Origin of the sequence: Micromonospora sp. NPDC048170 (assembly GCF_040652795.1) — a bacterium.
Taxonomy (GTDB): Bacteria; Actinomycetota; Actinomycetes; order Mycobacteriales; family Micromonosporaceae; genus Micromonospora.
This window is the reverse complement of sequence record NZ_JBEZMR010000012.1, coordinates 137269-153948: the sequence shown is the minus strand read 5'-3', so window position 1 is coordinate 153948 and position 16680 is coordinate 137269. Positions and strand designations below refer to the sequence as shown.

The 16680-nt window shown below is 74.3% G+C and carries 18 protein-coding genes and 1 pseudogene; 18 read left to right on the top strand and 1 reads right to left on the bottom strand.

Annotated elements, in window-relative coordinates:
- Positions 1-221: 221 nt before the first annotated feature.
- The 14 genes and pseudogenes from ftsZ to AB0D32_RS17965 all read left to right on the top strand — a co-directional run bounded on the left by ftsZ (position 222) and on the right by AB0D32_RS17965 (position 12656).
- On the top strand, positions 222-1337 hold the full coding sequence (ftsZ, locus tag AB0D32_RS18030) for a cell division protein FtsZ (protein WP_357091003.1): 1116 nt from the start codon (positions 222-224) through the stop codon (positions 1335-1337).
- Positions 1338-1346: 9 nt separating this feature from the next.
- On the top strand, positions 1347-2093 hold the full coding sequence (locus AB0D32_RS18025) for a YggS family pyridoxal phosphate-dependent enzyme (RefSeq protein ID WP_357091001.1): 747 nt from the start codon (positions 1347-1349) through the stop codon (positions 2091-2093).
- A gap of 191 nt (positions 2094-2284) precedes the next feature.
- Complete coding sequence (sepF, locus tag AB0D32_RS18020; RefSeq protein WP_357090999.1) at positions 2285-2980, top strand: cell division protein SepF; 696 nt, start codon at positions 2285-2287, stop codon at positions 2978-2980.
- A 30-nt stretch (positions 2981-3010) separates the two neighbouring features.
- Entirely contained in the window at positions 3011-3316 is a 306-nt protein-coding gene (locus AB0D32_RS18015) for a YggT family protein (protein WP_088999245.1), read from the top strand.
- Between the two features lie 44 nt (positions 3317-3360).
- A complete protein-coding gene (locus tag AB0D32_RS18010) occupies positions 3361-4164 on the top strand; it encodes a DivIVA domain-containing protein (RefSeq protein ID WP_357090997.1) in 804 nt (267 codons plus the stop codon).
- A gap of 76 nt (positions 4165-4240) precedes the next feature.
- Positions 4241-4861, top strand: coding sequence for a hypothetical protein (locus AB0D32_RS18005; protein ID WP_357090995.1), 621 nt, complete (start codon positions 4241-4243; stop codon positions 4859-4861).
- Between the two features lie 17 nt (positions 4862-4878).
- Positions 4879-5178, top strand: a complete 300-nt coding sequence (locus AB0D32_RS18000; protein WP_357090993.1) for a DUF167 domain-containing protein — start codon at positions 4879-4881, stop codon at positions 5176-5178.
- Between the two features lie 22 nt (positions 5179-5200).
- Positions 5201-6700, top strand: a complete 1500-nt coding sequence (locus tag AB0D32_RS17995; protein ID WP_357090991.1) for a potassium/proton antiporter — start codon at positions 5201-5203, stop codon at positions 6698-6700.
- Positions 6701-6921: 221 nt separating this feature from the next.
- The gene (locus AB0D32_RS17990; protein WP_357090989.1) at positions 6922-7341 is read left to right on the top strand and encodes a TraR/DksA C4-type zinc finger protein; all 420 of its coding nucleotides are present in this window, start codon (positions 6922-6924) and stop codon (positions 7339-7341) included.
- Between the two features lie 66 nt (positions 7342-7407).
- Positions 7408-8040: a signal peptidase II gene (gene lspA, locus AB0D32_RS17985; RefSeq protein WP_357090987.1), complete on the top strand. Its 633-nt coding sequence runs from the start codon at positions 7408-7410 to the stop codon at positions 8038-8040.
- Positions 8037-8981, top strand: a complete 945-nt coding sequence (locus tag AB0D32_RS17980; RefSeq protein ID WP_357090984.1) for an RluA family pseudouridine synthase — start codon at positions 8037-8039, stop codon at positions 8979-8981. Before lspA ends, AB0D32_RS17980 begins: the two co-directional genes overlap by 4 nt.
- A gap of 42 nt (positions 8982-9023) precedes the next feature.
- A pseudogene (locus AB0D32_RS17975) lies at positions 9024-10048 on the top strand (hypothetical protein).
- Positions 10049-10125: 77 nt separating this feature from the next.
- Complete coding sequence (locus AB0D32_RS17970; RefSeq protein ID WP_357090982.1) at positions 10126-11730, top strand: AAA family ATPase; 1605 nt, start codon at positions 10126-10128, stop codon at positions 11728-11730.
- Between the two features lie 56 nt (positions 11731-11786).
- Entirely contained in the window at positions 11787-12656 is an 870-nt protein-coding gene (locus AB0D32_RS17965) for a DUF2567 domain-containing protein (RefSeq protein WP_357090979.1), read from the top strand.
- Here AB0D32_RS17965 and AB0D32_RS17960 read toward each other — a convergent pair.
- A complete protein-coding gene (locus tag AB0D32_RS17960) occupies positions 12571-13272 on the bottom strand; it encodes an LON peptidase substrate-binding domain-containing protein (protein ID WP_357090977.1) in 702 nt (233 codons plus the stop codon). The two genes, AB0D32_RS17965 and AB0D32_RS17960, sit on opposite strands and share 86 nt — an antisense overlap.
- A 106-nt stretch (positions 13273-13378) precedes the next feature.
- Here AB0D32_RS17960 and hisD point away from each other — a divergent pair, with 106 nt between their 5' ends.
- The 4 genes from hisD to AB0D32_RS17940 all read left to right on the top strand — a co-directional run bounded on the left by hisD (position 13379) and on the right by AB0D32_RS17940 (position 16664).
- A complete protein-coding gene (gene hisD, locus AB0D32_RS17955; RefSeq protein ID WP_357090975.1) occupies positions 13379-14701 on the top strand; it encodes a histidinol dehydrogenase in 1323 nt (440 codons plus the stop codon).
- Positions 14698-15759 (top strand): histidinol-phosphate transaminase, encoded by a 1062-nt coding sequence (locus AB0D32_RS17950; protein ID WP_357090973.1) that lies wholly within the window; start codon positions 14698-14700, stop codon positions 15757-15759. Before hisD ends, AB0D32_RS17950 begins: the two co-directional genes overlap by 4 nt.
- A gap of 120 nt (positions 15760-15879) precedes the next feature.
- A complete protein-coding gene (gene hisB, locus AB0D32_RS17945; protein WP_357090971.1) occupies positions 15880-16491 on the top strand; it encodes an imidazoleglycerol-phosphate dehydratase HisB in 612 nt (203 codons plus the stop codon).
- Complete coding sequence (locus AB0D32_RS17940) at positions 16491-16664, top strand: hypothetical protein (protein ID WP_357090969.1); 174 nt, start codon at positions 16491-16493, stop codon at positions 16662-16664. The genes hisB and AB0D32_RS17940 overlap by 1 nt, the downstream gene beginning before the upstream one ends.
- Positions 16665-16680: the final 16 nt, after the last annotated feature.

Here is a 16680-nt window from a genome sequence, read left to right as displayed (position 1 = left end):
CCGTCCCGCTCCGGCGGCGACACGCCGGGCGGGTCCTTGGCTCATCGCGTGAGGGCGCTTACGTTGCCCCGAAGGGGATCAGTGGTTGACATAACTGTAAGCCTCTAGTAGAGGGTGAGGGTTTAACCCTGATCCTCGCTGGTGACAGCTGACGTCGGCCGCTGGTCTGGCCAAGCCGTAACCGGTCGGCCCATGCCAATCTCGAAGGGAAAGGACCGGAGATGACACCTCCGCACAACTACCTGGCGGTCATCAAGGTCGTCGGCATCGGTGGCGGCGGCGTCAACGCCGTCAACCGGATGATCGAGGTTGGGCTCAAGGGCGTCGAGTTCATCGCGATCAACACCGACGCGCAGGCGCTGCTCATGAGCGACGCCGACGTGAAGCTCGACGTCGGCCGTGAGCTGACCCGTGGGCTCGGCGCCGGCGCCAATCCCGACGTCGGCAAGAACGCCGCCGAGGACCACCGCGACGAGATCGAGGAGGTGCTCAAGGGCGCCGACATGGTCTTCGTGACCTGCGGCGAGGGCGGCGGCACCGGCACCGGCGGGGCGCCCGTGGTGGCGAACATCGCCCGCAAGCTCGGCGCGCTGACCATCGGCGTGGTCACCCGGCCGTTCTCGTTCGAGGGCAAGCGCCGCCAGGTGCAGGCGGAGTCCGGGATAGACGAGCTGCGCAACCAGTGCGACACGCTGATCGTCATCCCCAACGACCGGCTGCTGGCGCTCGGTGACCGCAACATCAGCATGATGGACGCGTTCCGCACCGCCGACCAGGTGCTGCTCTCCGGTGTCCAGGGCATCACCGACCTGATCACCACGCCGGGTCTGATCAACCTGGACTTCGCCGACGTCAAGAGCGTGATGAGCGGTGCGGGCAGCGCGCTCATGGGCATCGGCAGCGCGCGTGGCGAGAACCGCGCCGTCGAGGCGGCCGAGGCGGCCATCTCCAGCCCGCTGCTGGAGCAGAGCATGGACGGCGCGCGCGGCGTGCTGCTCTCCATCGCCGGCGGGTCGGACCTGGGCCTGTTCGAGATCAACGACGCGGCCCAGCTCGTCACCGACGCGGCCCACCCGGACGCCAACATCATCTTCGGCGCCGTCATCGACGACGCCCTCGGCGACGAGGTGCGGGTCACCGTCATCGCGGCGGGCTTCGACGGGGGTGCGCCGGCGTACAAGGCCGCCGAGCCGCCCCGCAAGAGCAACCAGAACCAGCCCGCGCAGTCGGGTGCCCCGGTCGCGCCGCCGGCCACCATGCCGGCCCCGCAGCAGTCGCCCCGCCGGGTGCTCTTCGACGACGTCGACGTGCCCGACTTCCTCAAGAACGGTTCCTGAGCCGCGCCGATGACCGACAGCCCAGCCACGGTGCGCCCGGACCGGCGCGCCGAGATCGCGGCCGGTCTGGCCGCCATACGGTCCCGGGTCGCGGACGCCTGTGCCGCCGCGGGACGGGACGACTCCGAGGTCACCATGATCGCGGTGACCAAGACCTACCCGGCCGGGGACGTGGTGGCCCTGGCCGGGCTCGGCGTCGTGGACGTGGGGGAGAACCGCGACCAGGAGGCGTCCGTCAAGGCGGCCGAGGTGGCCGCGGCGGGAGTGACTCCACGGTGGCACTTCATCGGGCAGTTGCAGCGCAACAAGGCCCGGTCGGTGGTCCGCTACGCCGACGTCGTGCACTCGGTCGACAGTGTCCGGCTGGCGCGGGCGTTGGACACGGCGTCGGCGGCGACGCGGGACCGGCCGCTGGCGGCGCTCATCCAGGTGAGCATCGACGGGGACGCGGCCCGGGGCGGGGCGCTGCCGGACTCGGCCGACCCCGACGCCGGGCTCGGCGCGGTGGCCGAGGCGGTGGCCGGCGCGCAGGCCCTGCGGCTGACCGGGCTGATGGCGGTGGCGCCGTTGGGCTGGGAGCCGGAGCGGGCGTTCGCCCGACTGGCCGAGGTGGCCGCCGCGTTCCGTGCGGTCCATCCGGGAGCCACCGCGCTCTCCGCCGGGATGAGCGGCGATCTGGAAATCGCGATCCGGTACGGCGCGACACATGTCCGCGTCGGCAGCGCGTTGCTCGGAATGCGCCCCACGCTGCGGTAGCCTGACCGCGAGAAGCAAATTACATCGTTGTTGTTTGAGGGAGCGGCGTCCCGTTGTCGGGGGTCGTGGCGCGCGACGCGAATCGCGTGCCGGGGGATTGCCGTTCCGCTCCGGTGGGCAGAAGTGTTCCACTCGCGACAAGCGACACGGCACGGGGGCGCGTGCCGCACGGCGGACGGGAAGGGCGCGGGATGGGTGCACTGCGCAAGGCGGGGGTCTGGCTCGGTCTGGTCGAAGAGGACGACGAGCGGGCCTACGACGACGGTGGCTACGACAAGAGTGGCTACCGCGATTCGCGTTACCGGCAGAGCCGGTACTCGGAGGAGTTCGCCGACGAGGACGAGGACGACGCCGAGGAGCCGCCGGCCCCCCGGTCGCGGCTCGGCGACCGTGGCCGGCTCTCCGAGCGCGCCACCTCCCGGGCGGCCGACGCCGAGCGGGGCGACACCGACCGCCCGGAGCGGGGTGAGCGGTCCAGCGTCCGCTCCATCACCCGGCCGTCCGCCGGTGACACCTCGGGCGCGCTGACCTACCACACCCGCGACAACCTGGCCCTGGCGCCGCAGTCGCAGCCCCGGGAGCGCGCGGTGATCGCCGAGGAGGAGCAGCGCTACCAGATCACCACGCTGCACCCCACCACGTACCGCGAGGCGCGCACCATCGGCGAGCACTTCCGCGACGGGGTTCCGGTGATCATCAACCTCACGGAGATGGACGAGGCGGACGCGCGTCGACTTGTCGACTTCGCCGCCGGCCTCGCGTTCGGGCTGCGGGGTACGATCGAGCGCGTGACCAATCGGGTGTTCCTGCTCTCACCGGCCAATGTCCAGGTCACCGCAGAGGACAAGGCCAAGATCGCCGAGGGCGGCTTCTTCAGCCTGAGCTAGCCCCGCCCGACCCGAGGGACGTCGCCTGCCGTGTTGTCGATCGTGCTGCAAGTGCTGTATCTGGTGCTCTACTTCTTCCTGCTCGTCCTGTTGGCCCGCTTCGTCCTGAGCGCCGTTCTCCAGTACGGCCGCCGCTGGCAGCCGGGACGCGGGGCATCGGTGGGGCTGGAAATCGTGTGGAGCGTCACTGATCCCCCCCTCAACGCGTTGAGGCGTGTGATCCCTCCGTTGCGAATTGGTACCGTGAGCATCGACCTGGCCTCACTTGTGCTCCTGGTTATCCTGTTCGTGCTGATGGAGTTCGTGTTGAGGCGGTCGATCATCGGCACCGTCTGATGACCGACGCGCTTTCGCGGCCGCAACTGACCCGAGGAGTTTCGATGCCGCTGACCCCGGCCGACGTCCACAACGTCGCCTTCAAAAAGCCGCCGATCGGCAAGCGGGGGTACGACGAGGAGGAGGTCGACGCTTTCCTGGACGAGGTCGAGCGGGAGCTTGCCCGTCTCATCGAGGAGAACAACGAGCTGCGTGCCCAGGTGGAGCGCGGCGGCCGTGGTGGCGCCCCCGCCGGCCCCGGCGGCGACGCCCGCCTCGCGGCGGAGCTCAACGACGTCAAGGCCCAGCTCGACCGGGTGCAGCGCGACAAGGCGGCGGCCGAGCAGGCCGCCCGCGCGATGCAGGCCGAGCTGGAGCAGGTCCGTACCGCCGGTGGCCCGGCGGGCGGCGCTGACGGCGAGCAACAGGCGCTGCGGGTGCTGATGATGGCCCAGCGGACGGCCGACGACCACGTCTCGGACGCCCGTCGCGAGGCCGACCAGCTGCTCTCCGAGGCCCGCTCCAAGGCCGAGGAGGTCACCCGCGAGGCCCGCGCCAAGGCCGACGCCCTGGAGCGCGACGCCCGCCAGCGGCACCAGGAGGCCATGGGCGGCCTGGACGCCAAGCGCACCGCCCTGCAGAAGCACATCGAGGAGCTCAAGCAGTTCGAGCGCGAGTACCGCACCCGGCTCAAGGCCTACCTGGAGAGCCAGTTGCGTGACCTCGACGGCCGCGGCCAGGGCCTGGAGGTCGAGATGACCCGTGGTGGTGAGGGCACCCGGGCCGCCGGCGGCAACGGGCTGGCCGCCGCGGGTCTCGCCGGCTCCTACGGCGGCGGTCGCTCCGGCGCCCTCGAAGCAGGTCGCTGAACCACCGGTCGGCGGCCGTCGCCCCCATGACGGTCGCCGACCTCGCCTCATCAGCACGACGCGGCGGGGGTGAGCTGTGACAGTCGCCAGTCTCCTGCTCATCCTCGTCGCGGTGGTGCTGCTGGTGCTCGGCCTGGCCGGTGGCTCCAGCGCTCTCCTGACCATCTCCATCGCGGCCAGCCTGCTGGCCGCCGTCGCGCTGGTCGCGGGCGCCCGCCAGGCGGCTGCGGACCGGGCGGCGGCGGATCCGGGCCGGTCGGGGTGGCGACCTCGTCAGGCGACCCGTCCGGCGGGGCCGGCCTTCGCCGGCGGGCCGCCGGCAGAGCCGGAGATCCCCGTCCAGCACGTTCCTTCCACGGTCGACGTCGACGGCACCGGGTGGCGGCAACCGCCCGGGCCGCCGGTGACCGACGGCGACGTACCGGCCGCCGCGCCCGGGGCCGGCGGGGCCGTGTCGTACGACGACGAGCCGCCCGCCCAGGACGTCACGCCGATCGAGGCCGCCCGGGTGGCCCGCCTCGACGCCGGGGTGCGGGTGGTCGACGGGCGGCCCCGCTACCACCTGGCCGACTGCCCCCACCTCACCCTGCGGGAGCACGAGCCGCTGCCGGTGGCCGAGGCCGTCGACCTCGGCTTCACCCCGTGCGCCCGCTGCGCGCCCGTCACCGCCCTGCTCGCCGACGTCGGTCGGGCCTGAGTGGCGGGAGGGTTTCCGTGAACGACACGCTGACCGTCGCCGTCCGGGTGAAGCCCGGCTCCGCGCGGGCCCGTGTCGGCGGCTGCTTCGACGGGCCGCACGGGCCTGCCCTCGTGATCGCGGTGAACGCCCCGGCCGTCGACGGGCGGGCCACCGAGGCGGCCCGGCGGGCGCTGGCCGGCGCGCTGGGCGTACGGCCGGCCATGGTGTCGTTGCGGGCCGGCGCGGCCAGTCGCGACAAGCTGTTCCTGGTCGAGGGCCCCGCCCCTGAGCTGACCGAGCTGCTGCGCCGGCTGCGCGACGGGGCCGCCGGGTGACGGACGCCGAGGCCGGGCGGCGGTGACGCCGGGGCTGGATCTCGCGCTCCTGCTCGGTGCGGGTGTCCTGCTGGTCGCGGTCGGCGCGGTCCGTCTCTCCACCCGGCTCGGCGTGCCGAGCCTCCTGGCCTACCTGGCCCTCGGGGTGGCGATCGGGGAGTCGGGGCTGGGCATCCGCTTCGACGACGTGGAGCTGACCCGGACCCTGGGCTTCTGCGCGCTCATCGTGATCATCGCCGAGGGCGGGCTGACCGCCCGGTGGAGCACCCTGCGCCCGGTGCTGGGGCTGGCCGCGCTGCTCTCCACGGTCGGCGTGGTGGTCAGCATTCTCGTCGTCGGCCTCGTCGTACACCTGCTGCTGGGGTTGGACTGGCGGCTGGCCCTGCTCTACGGCGCGGTGCTCTCCTCGACCGACGCGGCGGCGGTCTTCGCCACGCTGCGCCGGCTGCGGCTGCCGCCCCGCCTGGTGGCCACCCTGGAGGCGGAGTCGGGGATGAACGACGCCCCGGTCGTGCTGCTGGTGGTGCTGCTGTCCCGGGAGGGGATCACCCACCCGTGGTGGTACGAGATCTCCCTGGTCAGCTACGAGCTGGGCGTCGGCGCGGCGGTCGGCTTCGCGGCGGGCGTCGGCGGGCGGTGGGCGCTGCGCCGGGCCGCGCTGCCGTCGGCGGGGCTCTACCCGATCGCGGCGGTCGGGCTGACCGTGTTCGCCTACGCCGCCGGCGCGGTGCTGCACGCCTCGGGCTTCCTCGCCGTCTACGTGGCGGGCGTGGTCCTCGGCAATGCCCGGCTGCCGCACCGGCAGGCGATCCTCGGTTTCGCCGACGGCCTGGCGTGGCTGGCCCAGATCGGGCTCTTCGTGCTACTCGGGTTGCTCGTCTCGCCGGGCCGGCTGGGTTCGGCGGTGCTGCCGGCCGTGGTCGCCGGGCTGGCGCTGGTGCTGCTGGCGCGTCCGCTGTCGGTTGCCGCCTCCGCGCTGCCGTTCCGGTTCGGCCTGCGCGAGCAGGCGTTCCTGTCCTGGGCGGGGCTGCGGGGGGCGGTGCCGATCGTGCTCGCCACGATCCCGCTGTCGGAGCGGGTGCCCGGTGCCGACCGGCTCTTCGACGCGGTCTTCGTGCTGGTGGTGATCTTCACGCTGTTGCAGACCGGGACGCTGGGCCCGGTGGCCCGCCGGCTGCGGGTGACCGCGCCGGCCGAGGCGACCGAGATCCGGGTGGAGACGGCGCCGTTGGAGCGGATGGGCGCGGACCTGCTCCAACTGGAGGTGCCGCCCGGGTCCCGGCTGGCCGGGGTGCACGTCGACGAGTTGCGGCTGCCTTTGGGCGCCTCGGTGACGTTGGTGCTGCGCGACGGGACGGGCGTCGTGCCCGGCCCGGACTTCCGGCTCAAGACCGGCGACAGCCTGTTGATCGTGGCCACCGCCGGGGTGCGCGACGAGGCGGAGCGGCGGCTGCGGGCGGTCAGCCGGCGGGGTCGGCTGGCCCGCTGGTTTGGCGAGTACGGCCAAGGGCCCGACGGGTGATCTGCTAGCGTTCCTTTTGCCCCAGTTAGGCATGACTCGAGGGCGAACGCCGGTCCGTCGGTGCGGCACGTTGTCGTGCGCCTGTACGTTCCGTATTCTTGCGAATCTCTGGAGTGCGCGGCCCCGTCGCCGCGCGCCCCTTTTGTACCTGGGGGCGCCGATGCTGGCGCCCCTGTCCAGGTGCCGCGGACCGCCGCGGTTCCGCGGCCGAGGGAGCGACGATGGCGAAGCCAGCCGACACCAGGACCGCCGGCCGGAAGCCGGTGGCGAAGGCCACCCGCAGCGCGGCGGAGACCGAGAAGATCCGGGCGGCACTGGCGGCGCGGCGTGACGAGTTGCGCGCCGAGTACGATCAGACGCTGAGCGAGATCACCGAGCTGCAGCGCGACCGGCTGACCGACTCGGCCGGGGACGACCAGGCCGACACCGGGACCAAGACGTTCGAGCGTGAGCAGGAGATCTCACTCGCCAACAGCATCCTGGAACGGACCACGCAGGTCGAGCGGGCGTTGGAACGGCTCGACGAGGGTGGCTACGGCTGGTGCGAGCGGTGCGGCAACCCCATCCCGGTGGAGCGGCTCGCCGCCTTCCCGTCGGCCACCCTCTGCGTGACGTGCAAGCAGCTGGAGGAGCGGCGCTGAGGCCCGCTCCCCGGCGGCCATGGGAGGCGGCGCGGCAGCGCCGCCGCGAGCGTCGATGGGGAGCAGATGTCCGAAGCACCGCCCGCCGGTCCCGGCAGCGCTGAGCCGGGTGCCGGCAGCGTCCAGCCGAGGGCCGGCACGTCCCACCGCCGGGCCGTCGCCATCCTGTTCGGCATCGCGCTGACCGCACTCGTGGCCGACCTGGTCACCAAGCACCTCGCCCTGGGCGCGCTGGAGGACCGGGAGCCGGTCCGGCTGCTCGGCGGCGCGGTCTACCTCAGCCTGATCCGCAACAGCGGCGCGGCGTGGGGCATCGGCGGCGACTACACCTGGATCTTCCCGCCGATCATCCTCGGGGTGGTCGGCTGGATCCTCTGGATGACGCTGCGCCTGCGCTCGCTGCCCTGGGCGATCTCGCTGGGCCTGGTGCTGGGCGGGGCGCTGGGCAACTTCATCGACCGGGTCTTCCGTGCCCCGGGCTGGTTCGTCGGGCACGTGGTGGACATGATCAGTGTCTTCGCCCCGTACGGCCGGGTGTTCCCGGTGTTCAACCTGGCCGACAGCGCCCTGGTGTGCGGCGTGGTGCTCGCCCTCCTGCTGGAGCTGACCGGCCGGCAGCGCGACGGCAGCCGGATCGGCAAGGACGAACCCGCCGACGAGGCGGCGCCGGCCGACGCCGGGCAGCGGGGGCCGGCATGACCAGCGCCTTCGCCGCCGGCGGCGACCACCGTTCCCTGCCCGTTCCCGACGGCCTCGACGGCACCCGTCTCGACCAGGCCGTGTCGCGGCTGTTCGGGCTGTCCCGCACCGCCGCCGCGACCCTGATCGACGCCGGCGACGCGCTGGTCGACGGGGTGGCCCGCGCCAACTCCTACAAGGTCAAGGCCGGCTCCTGGCTCGAGGTGACCCTGCCCGCGCCGGCCGCCCCGCCCACCGTCGTGCCGCAGGCGGTGCCCGGGCTGCGGGTGGTGTACGCCGACGACGACATCGTGGTGGTGGACAAGCCGGTCGGCGTCGCGGCCCACCCGAGCCCCGGCTGGACGGGCCCGACGGTGATCGGCGCGCTGGCCGCCATCGGGCACCGCATCTCGACCAGCGGCGCCGCCGAGCGGCAGGGCGTGGTGCACCGGCTCGACGTGGGCACCACCGGCATCATGGTGGTGGCCAAGAGCGAGCAGGCGTACACCTCGCTGAAGCGGGCGTTCAAGTACCGCGAGGTGGAGAAGCGTTACCACGCGGTGGTGCAGGGGCACCTCGACCCGCTGCGCGGCACCGTCGACGCCCCGATCGACCGGCACCCCACCCACGACTACCGCTGGGCGGTGGTCTCCGGCGGCAAACCGAGCATCACCCACTACGACACCGTGGAGGCGTTCCCGGCGGCGAGCCTGGTCGACGTCCGGCTGGAGACCGGGCGTACCCACCAGATCCGGGTGCACTTCTCCACGCTGCGCCACCCGTGCGTGGGCGACCTCACGTACGGCGCGGACCCGACCCTGTCCGCCCGGCTCGGCCTGACCAGACAGTGGCTGCACGCCCGGTCGTTGAGCTTCCTGCATCCCCGGTCGGGGGACGAGGTGCGCTTCGTCAGCGACTACCCTGACGATCTGGACCGCGCGCTCGAGATCCTGCGCGACTGAGCACCGTCCCGCCCGAGACGATCCGACGAGGGGGCCCCGCCCGTGCGCGCCGGTGACCTGCTGCGACGGCTGGAGCAGCGACTGCTGCGCCGACCGGCCGGCACGGTGACCCGGCCCGGCGCGGGTCGGGCCCGGCGTCAGGTGCTCACCGTGGCCGCCCTGGTCTCCTGCGCCGCCGTGCTGCTCACCGCCATGTGGGCCGGCGGGGAGCAGCCGACCGGCGACCGGACGGTCGGCGAGGTGACCCGGGTCGGGGTGGCCGAGGGAGACTCGATCCCCGGATACGTCCGCGCCGCCGCGGCCGACCTGGCCGCCTTGCCGACCGCCGCGCCGGGGTCCGGCGATGGCACGTACGCCCTGGTCTCCCTCGCGTCCTACCTGACCCCGCAGCGGGCGGCGGCGGTCCTCGGCGATGTGCCGGTGTCCACCGTCTTCGGCCGGGTGCCGCTGGCCGAGCGGCAGACCGAGATCTTCCGCATCTCCGCGCAGCGGCTGCCCGACGACCTGGTCGCGCAACTGGCCGACCTCGCCGCGCGCAAGGACCGCGAGGCCGCGGACCATCGGGCCCGCGCTGCCACGCTGACCGGCGACGGACCCCAGGAGCGCGAGCTGCGTCAGGTGTACGCCAGCGGTGCCGAGGTGGCGGAGGCGGAGGCGGTCGCGTACCGCTCCGGCTGCGCCTGCGTCTACGCCGCGGTGGTGCGCGCCGGGCCGGCGGCGCTGCGGGGTGTGGCCGCGCGACCCGGTGTGCGCGCGGTCGACCCGGCACCGGAGGTCAGCCGCCTCGACCGGACCGTCTTCACGCCGCCGCTGCCCGAGCAGCGGGAGGTCGTCCGACCCCCGGCCGACGGTGGCCTCGCCCCGGAACCGCCCTCGACCGGCCGCGACCCGGCTTCGCCCGGCGCGTCGACGCGGCCCCGACGACGGGTGAAACGTCGGAACCCGCACCCGCCGTGACGGATCCGTCGCGGGAAACGGCCGGTGCGGCGCCCGGCGGAACGCCGCCAGCCTCCCGGGCGACCTCGACGGACGCCGGCGACGGCCGCACACCGGGGCCCGCGCCGTGACGGAAGGAAGAACCGAAGGTGCGTAGACGGGTGTGGTCCGAATAGGGTTTCGTTCGTAGCCTGTCAGGCGGGAACCGATGGCGCTGGGAGGGCGAGCCTTGGAGGGCAGCGAGACCGGCTGGGGGCGGCCGGCCGAACAAGCACCGCGGTGGCGGGCGCTGCTCGACCGGGCCCGCCACGGCGGCCGCACGGCCGAGCAGGCCGAAACCGACCGGCACGCCGAGCCGCCACCGCTCCCGCCGGAGCCGCTGCCCCGCCGTTCGTCGGGCAACGGCTACTCCGCGCGGGTGCCGGCCATCGGGCGGGCCGCCGAGCCGCCGTACGCGCCGGAGCCCGGCCCGCCGTCCTACGGCCAGGAGTTCGACCGCCCGGTCGACGCGGGCTACCGCGCCGAGGCCACCTACCGGGTCGAGCCCGCCTACCGGGTGGACCCGCTCGACCCGTCCTACCGGGTGGAGCCGGTCGAGCCGTCCTACCGGGCCGAACCGGTCGAGCCGTCCTACCGGGCCGAACCGGTCGAGCCTTCCTACCGGGCCGAGCCGGTCGAGCCGTCCTACCGGGTGGAACCGGGGTATCCGGCCGAGGCGGCGTACCGGGTGCCCGCCCAGCCCCCGCCGCCCCGCGTCGAGTCCGAGCCACGCCGGGGCCCGGGGCCCGGGCCGGCCGAGTCGCGCTACGCGCTGCTGGACAACGGCTACCGGCCCGAGCCGCCCCCGGTCGAGTCCCGGTACGCGGTGCTCGACAACGGCTACCGCTCCCAGCGCGCCCGCCAGGCGCCGGCCCCGCCGCCACCACCGGCTCCGCCCCCCGCGCCGGTGGTCCCCGAGCGGGGCTACCCGGCCCGCGTCGAGTGGCGCCCACGCGGCACGGAGAGCGAGCTGGAGCGCGCCGCCGGGGTGCTCCGCCGCGACCTGGGCACCCCCCGGGTGCTCGCGTTCGCCAACCCGAAGGGCGGCGTGCACAAGACCACCGCCACCGTGCTGGCCGCGGCGACCGTCGGCAGCGTACGCGGGCGTGGCGTGCTGGCCTGGGACGACAACGAACTGCGCGGCACGCTCGGGCTGCGCGCCGGCAGCGCCCGGCACGCCCGGACGATCCGGCACCTGGTCAGCGATCTCGCCCACGTCGAGATCAAGGAGGGCCCCGAGCTGCTGGCCCACCTGGACGACTACCTGCGGCACGCCTCCGACGGCTCGTACGACGTGCTGGCCGGCGAGGAGAGCCCGCGGTTCGCCCAGCGGCTCGACCAGTTCACCGTCCGGCGGGTGCTGGAGCTGCTGCGGCGCACCCACGACGTGGTCTGCGTGGACACCGGCAACAACGTGGAGAGCGCCAACTGGCGCACCATCATGCAGGCGGCGGACCAGCTCGTGGTGACCACCGTGCCGCGCGAGGACGCCGCGTTCAGCGCCGACTGGATGCTGGACCTGCTGCACGAGGTGGGGATGGGGGAGCTGGCCGACAACGCGGTCACCCTGATCTCCTGCCCCACGCCGGGCCGCTCGTCGTTGCAGGACGACCTGGAGCGGCACTTCGCCACCCGCACCCGGGCCGTCGCCGTGGTGCCGTACGACCCGGCGCTGGAGACCGGCTCCTCGATCGAGTACCACCAGCTCCAGCAGGAGACCCGGCAGGCGTGGCTGAAGGCGGCGGCGGTGATGCTGGAGCCGTTCGCCCGGTGAGCGGGTGTGCCGCCACCGGCCGTCCACGCCGCCCCCGGGCCTGAGAGGATCACCGGGTGAGCGCGGACACCCCCGAACCCGACCGGCCCGACGAGCCGGGGGCACCGGCCGCGCGGGCGGAAACTGACCCGCCGGCCCGGGGCGGCCCCACCGAACGGGAGCCCGCGCCGTACGCCGCCACCGCCGCCCCGCCGCTGGGCGGCGCCGTGGAGTACGCCCCGGGTGGCACCGGCCTGGAGTACGCCGCCGGCTACCCGTTCCCGTCGCCGGCGGAGCCGGACCTGCCGCGCGGGCGGGCGGTGCGGCTCGCCCTGCTGGCGGTGCTCGCGGCCAGCGTGCTCGGGGTGCCGCTCGGGCTGCTCTGGGCCGCGCTCGCGCCGGACACGCCGGTGGTCAAGGTCCCCGACGGCGCGATCTACGCCGAGCCGCAGCCGGAGCAGCCGATCGCCGCCGACGGCTGGTTCAGCCTGCTGGGGCTGGGTTTCGGGGTGCTCGTCGCGCTCGCGCTGTGGTTCCTGCTGCGCCGGGTACGGGGGCCGGTCGGCCTCTTCGCCGCCGTGTTCGGCACCTTCGGCGCGGCGCTGGTCGCCTGGCAGGTCGGCCGGCGGATGGGCCTGGCCGACTATGAGCGGCTGCTGGAGAGCGCACCGGTCGGGCAGGCCTTCAGTAAACCGGTCGACCTGCGGGCCGGCGGGATCGACTGGGTGCTCGGCGTGCTGCCGGTGCCGCACGGCAACCTGCTGCTGCCCGCGTTCGGCGCGGCCGTGACGTACACCCTGCTGGCCGGCTGGTCCCGGTGGCCGTCGCTGCGCCCGGAGCGCGAGCCCGGCCCAGCTGAACTCAGTTGGGGGTCGGCGGGGACGCCAGCTCCGCCAGCGGCACCGGAACCGCCCGCACCTGGCGCAGCAGCGCCGCCTCACGGTTGAGCAGGCGCAGCTCGGCGCGGAGCCGGGCGGCGGTGTCGTCGATGGCGAGCAGCCGCTGCCGGTCGGCCAGGGTCAGCACGGCCGTCGCCGCCACCAGGTGCGACAGCACCGTCGGATCCTCCGGAAGCTGCTCGGAGAGCTCCTCCGGATCGGCGCGGATCAGGCCCAGGTATTGCCGGAAGACCGAGATCACCCGGGCGGCGAGCAGGTCGGCGGCCTCGTCGGGCCCGCTCGGCTCGGGCAGCCACTCCACGGCGGCGGTGAGGTAGGGCTCGGCGTCACGGTCGACGTCCGCGATGCGGAACCTGCGCTTGCCCACCGTGACGATGTCGAAGCCCCCGTCGGGGCGCTCGGTGACCTGCCGCAGCTCGGCGGTGCAGCCCACCTCGTGCAGGGTGACGTCGCCGCCGGGCAGCGGCTGGCCGTCGGGCCCGGTCGGGGCGACCTCCCAGCCGGCCCGGATGGCCACCACGCCGAACTCGCGCGGGGCGTCCTCGGGCAGCGCGACCAGGTGCCGGACCAGGGCGCGGTAGCGCTCCTCGAATATGTGCAGCGGCAGCACCAGACCGGGGAAGAGGACCATTCCGAGCGGGAACACCGGCAGCCGCGCAGTCACGCGTCGAGCGTAGCCCGATCCTGGCGCGGCGGCGTGTCCCGGCTCACCGTCCCGGCGTACGGGCGGTGCCGGCCGTCGTCCGGATGCGCCGCCTAGACTCGCAAGGGTGTTGAACCGGATCGACCTGCGTGGCGGCGTCCGCGACCCGCGCCGCCTGCTGCCCCGTGCCCAGCTCGACGTCTCCGTGGCGGTCGAGAGGATCCGCCCGCTCGTGGAGGCGGTCCGGGAGCATGGGTACCCGGCGATCCGGGACGCCAGTGAGCGGTTCGACGGGGTCTCGCCCGAGGTGCTGCGGGTGCCCGTGGAGGCCATCGCCGAGGCGGAGGGCACCCTCGACCCGCAGGTACGCGCCGCGCTGCTGGAGTCGATCAGCCGGGCCCGAAAGGTGCACGCCGACCAGCGGCGCACCGACCACACCACCCAGGTGGTGCCCGGCGGCACGGTGACCGAGCGCTGGCTGCCGGTCGACCGGGTCGGTCTCTACGTCCCCGGCGGCCTGGCGATGTACCCGTCGACCGTGGTGATGAACGTGGTGCCGGCCCAGGCGGCCGGGGTGCGCTCGCTGGTCGTGGCCAGCCCGCCGCAGAAGGACAACGGCGGCCTGCCCGATCCCCGGGTGCTCGCCGCCTGCGCCCTGCTCGGCGTCGACGAGGTCTACGCCGTCGGCGGCGCCCAGGCCGTGGCGATGCTGGCGTACGGCGCGGCGGTCGACGCCGAGGGCACGGCCCACTGCGACCCGGTCGACATGATCACCGGCCCGGGCAACATCTGGGTGACCGCCGCCAAGCGGCTGCTGCGCGGCGTCGTCGGCATCGACGCCGAGGCCGGTCCGACCGAGATCGCCATCCTGGCCGACGACACCGCCGATCCGGCGCACGTCGCGGCCGATCTGATCAGCCAGGCCGAGCACGACCCCCTCGCGGCCAGCGTGCTGGTCACCCCGTCGGTGGAGTTGGTCGAGGCGGTCGAGCGGGAACTGGCCCGGCAGGTGCCCGCCACCAAGCACGCCGAACGGGTCACCACCGCGCTCACCGGTGAACAGAGCGGCGTCGTACTGGTCGACGACCTGGCGGCGGGGCTGCGGGTGGTCGACGCGTACGCGGCCGAGCACCTGGAGATCCAGACCCGGGACGCCCGCGAGTGGGCGCTGCGGGTACGCAACGCCGGGGCGATCTTCGTCGGCGCCTGGTCGCCGGTGTCGCTCGGCGACTACTGCGCCGGCTCCAACCACGTGCTGCCCACCGGCGGCTGCGCACGGCACTCGTCCGGGCTGTCCGTGCAGTCCTTCCTGCGCGGCGTGCACCTGGTCGACTACTCCGAGCAGGCGCTGCGCGAGGTGGCCCCGCACGTGGTCACCCTGGCGAACGTGGAGGACCTGCCCGCGCACGGCCGGGCGGTCCAGGTGCGCTTCCCGGGGGAGCTGGCGTGAGCGACCTGCCGATCCGCGACGACCTGCGCGGGCTGTCGCCGTACGGGGCGCCGCAGCTCGACGTGCCGGTGCGGCTGAACACCAATGAGAACTCCTACCCGGTGCCGGAGCCGGTGGTGGACGCGATCGGCAAGGCCCTCGCGGCGGAGCTGCGCGACCTCAACCGCTACCCGGACCGCGACGCCGTGGCGCTCCGCGCCGACCTGGCCGGCTACCTCGGCCACGGGCTCACCGTCGACGGGGTGTGGGCCGCCAACGGCTCCAACGAGATCCAGCAGCAGCTGCTCCAGGCGTTCGGCGGGCCGGGGCGCAGCGCGCTCGGCTTCACCCCCGCGTACTCGATGCACCCGCTGCTGGCGCTCGGCACCGGCACCCGGTGGGTGCCGGCCCGGCGCGGCGTCGACTTCGGGCTGACCGCCGACGAGGCGGTCGCGCAGGTCCGCGAGCACGCCCCGGACGTGGTCTTCCTCTGTTCGCCGAACAACCCCACCGGCACCGCCCTCGACCCGGCGGTGGTCGCGGCCGTGCTGGACGCCGCGCCCGGCATGGTGGTCGTCGACGAGGCGTACGCCGAGTTCGCCCGCCCCGGCACGGTCAGCGCCCTGGCGGTGCTGCCCGGGCACCCGCGGCTGGTGGTGACCCGGACGATGAGCAAGGCGTTCGGGTTCGCCGGCGGCCGGTTGGGCTACCTGGCCGCCGACCCGGCGGTGGTGGCGGCGGTGCAGCTGGTCCGGCTGCCGTACCACCTCTCGGCGCTCACCCAGGCCGCGGCGCGGGCGGCGCTGGCGCACCGCGACGCCCTCCTCGGCACGGTGGCTGCGATCTCCGAGCAGCGCGACCGGATCGTGGCGCGGCTGCGCGACCGGGGGTTCCGGGTTGCCGACAGCGACGCCAACTTCGTGCTGTTCGAGGTCGGGGGCGACCAGGCCGCCGCCTGGCGCACCCTGCTCGAAGCCGGCGTGCTGGTGCGCGACGTCGGCCTGCCCGGCTGGCTGCGGGTCACCGCCGGCACCCCCACCGAGACCGACGCGTTCCTCGCTGCGATGGAGAAGCTGTGAGCGCGAGGAGTGAGCCGGTCCTGCGGAGCCCCGCAGTCGCGAACGAAAGGTTGCCTCGGTGAGCGCGAGGAGTGAGCCGGTGTTGCGAGCCCCGCAGTCGCGAACGAAAGGTTGCCCAGCATGAGCAGGACCGCCCGCGTGGAGCGGATCACCAAGGAGACGAAGGTCCTCGTCGAGATCGACCTCGACGGCACCGGCCAGGCCGAGATCAGCACCGGGGTCGGCTTCTACGACCACATGCTGCACCAGATCGCCCGGCACGGCGGCTTCGACCTGACCGTGCGCACCGCGGGTGACCTGGAGATCGACGCCCACCACACGATGGAGGACACCGCGCTCGCCCTGGGCGCCGCCTTCGACCAGGCGCTGGGGGACAAGGCCGGCATCCGGCGGTACGGCTCGGCCACCGTCCCGATGGACGAGGTGCTGGTCCGGGCCGCGGTCGACCTCTCCGGCCGCCCGTACGTGGTGCACGACGAGCCGGCGCTGGCGCCGTACATCGGGCCGGTCTACCCGACCAGCATGACCCGGCACGTCTGGGAGTCCTTCGGCCAGGCGGCCCGGATCACCCTGCACGTGGACGTGCTGCGGGCGGCCCGCCCCGGCGGCCACCCCGACGCCCACCACGTGGTGGAGGCGCAGTTCAAGGCGGTCTCCCGTGCGCTGCGCGAGGCCACCGCGATCGACCCGCGCGCGGCGGGCGCGATCCCCAGCACGAAGGGTGCGCTCTGATGGGTGGGGTGCTGCCGTCGTTGCTGCTGATCCTGGCCGGCGTGCTGGTCGGCGGGGCGTGGTCGCTGCACAAGCAGGGCGCCCCGCGCGGCGCGGTGATCGTCACCGCGCTGCTCGCCGTCCTGGCCACGGCCGCCGGCGTGCTCTGGATGCTGCCGGGGGAGGGCGCGTGAGCGGACGGATCGTGGG

What these genes read in the sequence shown, in the direction of transcription:
- ftsZ (WP_357091003.1), top strand. Translation starts at nt 222, where the DNA reads ATGACACCTCCGCACAACTACCTGGCGGTCATCAAGGTCGTCGGCATC.
- AB0D32_RS17980 (WP_357090984.1), top strand. Translation starts at nt 8,037, where the DNA reads ATGACCAGCGCCTTCGCCGCCGGCGGCGACCACCGTTCCCTGCCCGTT.
- lspA (WP_357090987.1), top strand. Translation starts at nt 7,408, where the DNA reads ATGTCCGAAGCACCGCCCGCCGGTCCCGGCAGCGCTGAGCCGGGTGCC.
- AB0D32_RS17970 (WP_357090982.1), top strand. Translation starts at nt 10,126, where the DNA reads ATGGCGCTGGGAGGGCGAGCCTTGGAGGGCAGCGAGACCGGCTGGGGG.
- AB0D32_RS17990 (WP_357090989.1), top strand. Translation starts at nt 6,922, where the DNA reads ATGGCGAAGCCAGCCGACACCAGGACCGCCGGCCGGAAGCCGGTGGCG.
- AB0D32_RS17940 (WP_357090969.1), top strand. Translation starts at nt 16,491, where the DNA reads ATGGGTGGGGTGCTGCCGTCGTTGCTGCTGATCCTGGCCGGCGTGCTG.
- sepF (WP_357090999.1), top strand. Translation starts at nt 2,285, where the DNA reads ATGGGTGCACTGCGCAAGGCGGGGGTCTGGCTCGGTCTGGTCGAAGAG.
- AB0D32_RS18010 (WP_357090997.1), top strand. Translation starts at nt 3,361, where the DNA reads ATGCCGCTGACCCCGGCCGACGTCCACAACGTCGCCTTCAAAAAGCCG.
- AB0D32_RS18025 (WP_357091001.1), top strand. Translation starts at nt 1,347, where the DNA reads ATGACCGACAGCCCAGCCACGGTGCGCCCGGACCGGCGCGCCGAGATC.
- hisB (WP_357090971.1), top strand. Translation starts at nt 15,880, where the DNA reads ATGAGCAGGACCGCCCGCGTGGAGCGGATCACCAAGGAGACGAAGGTC.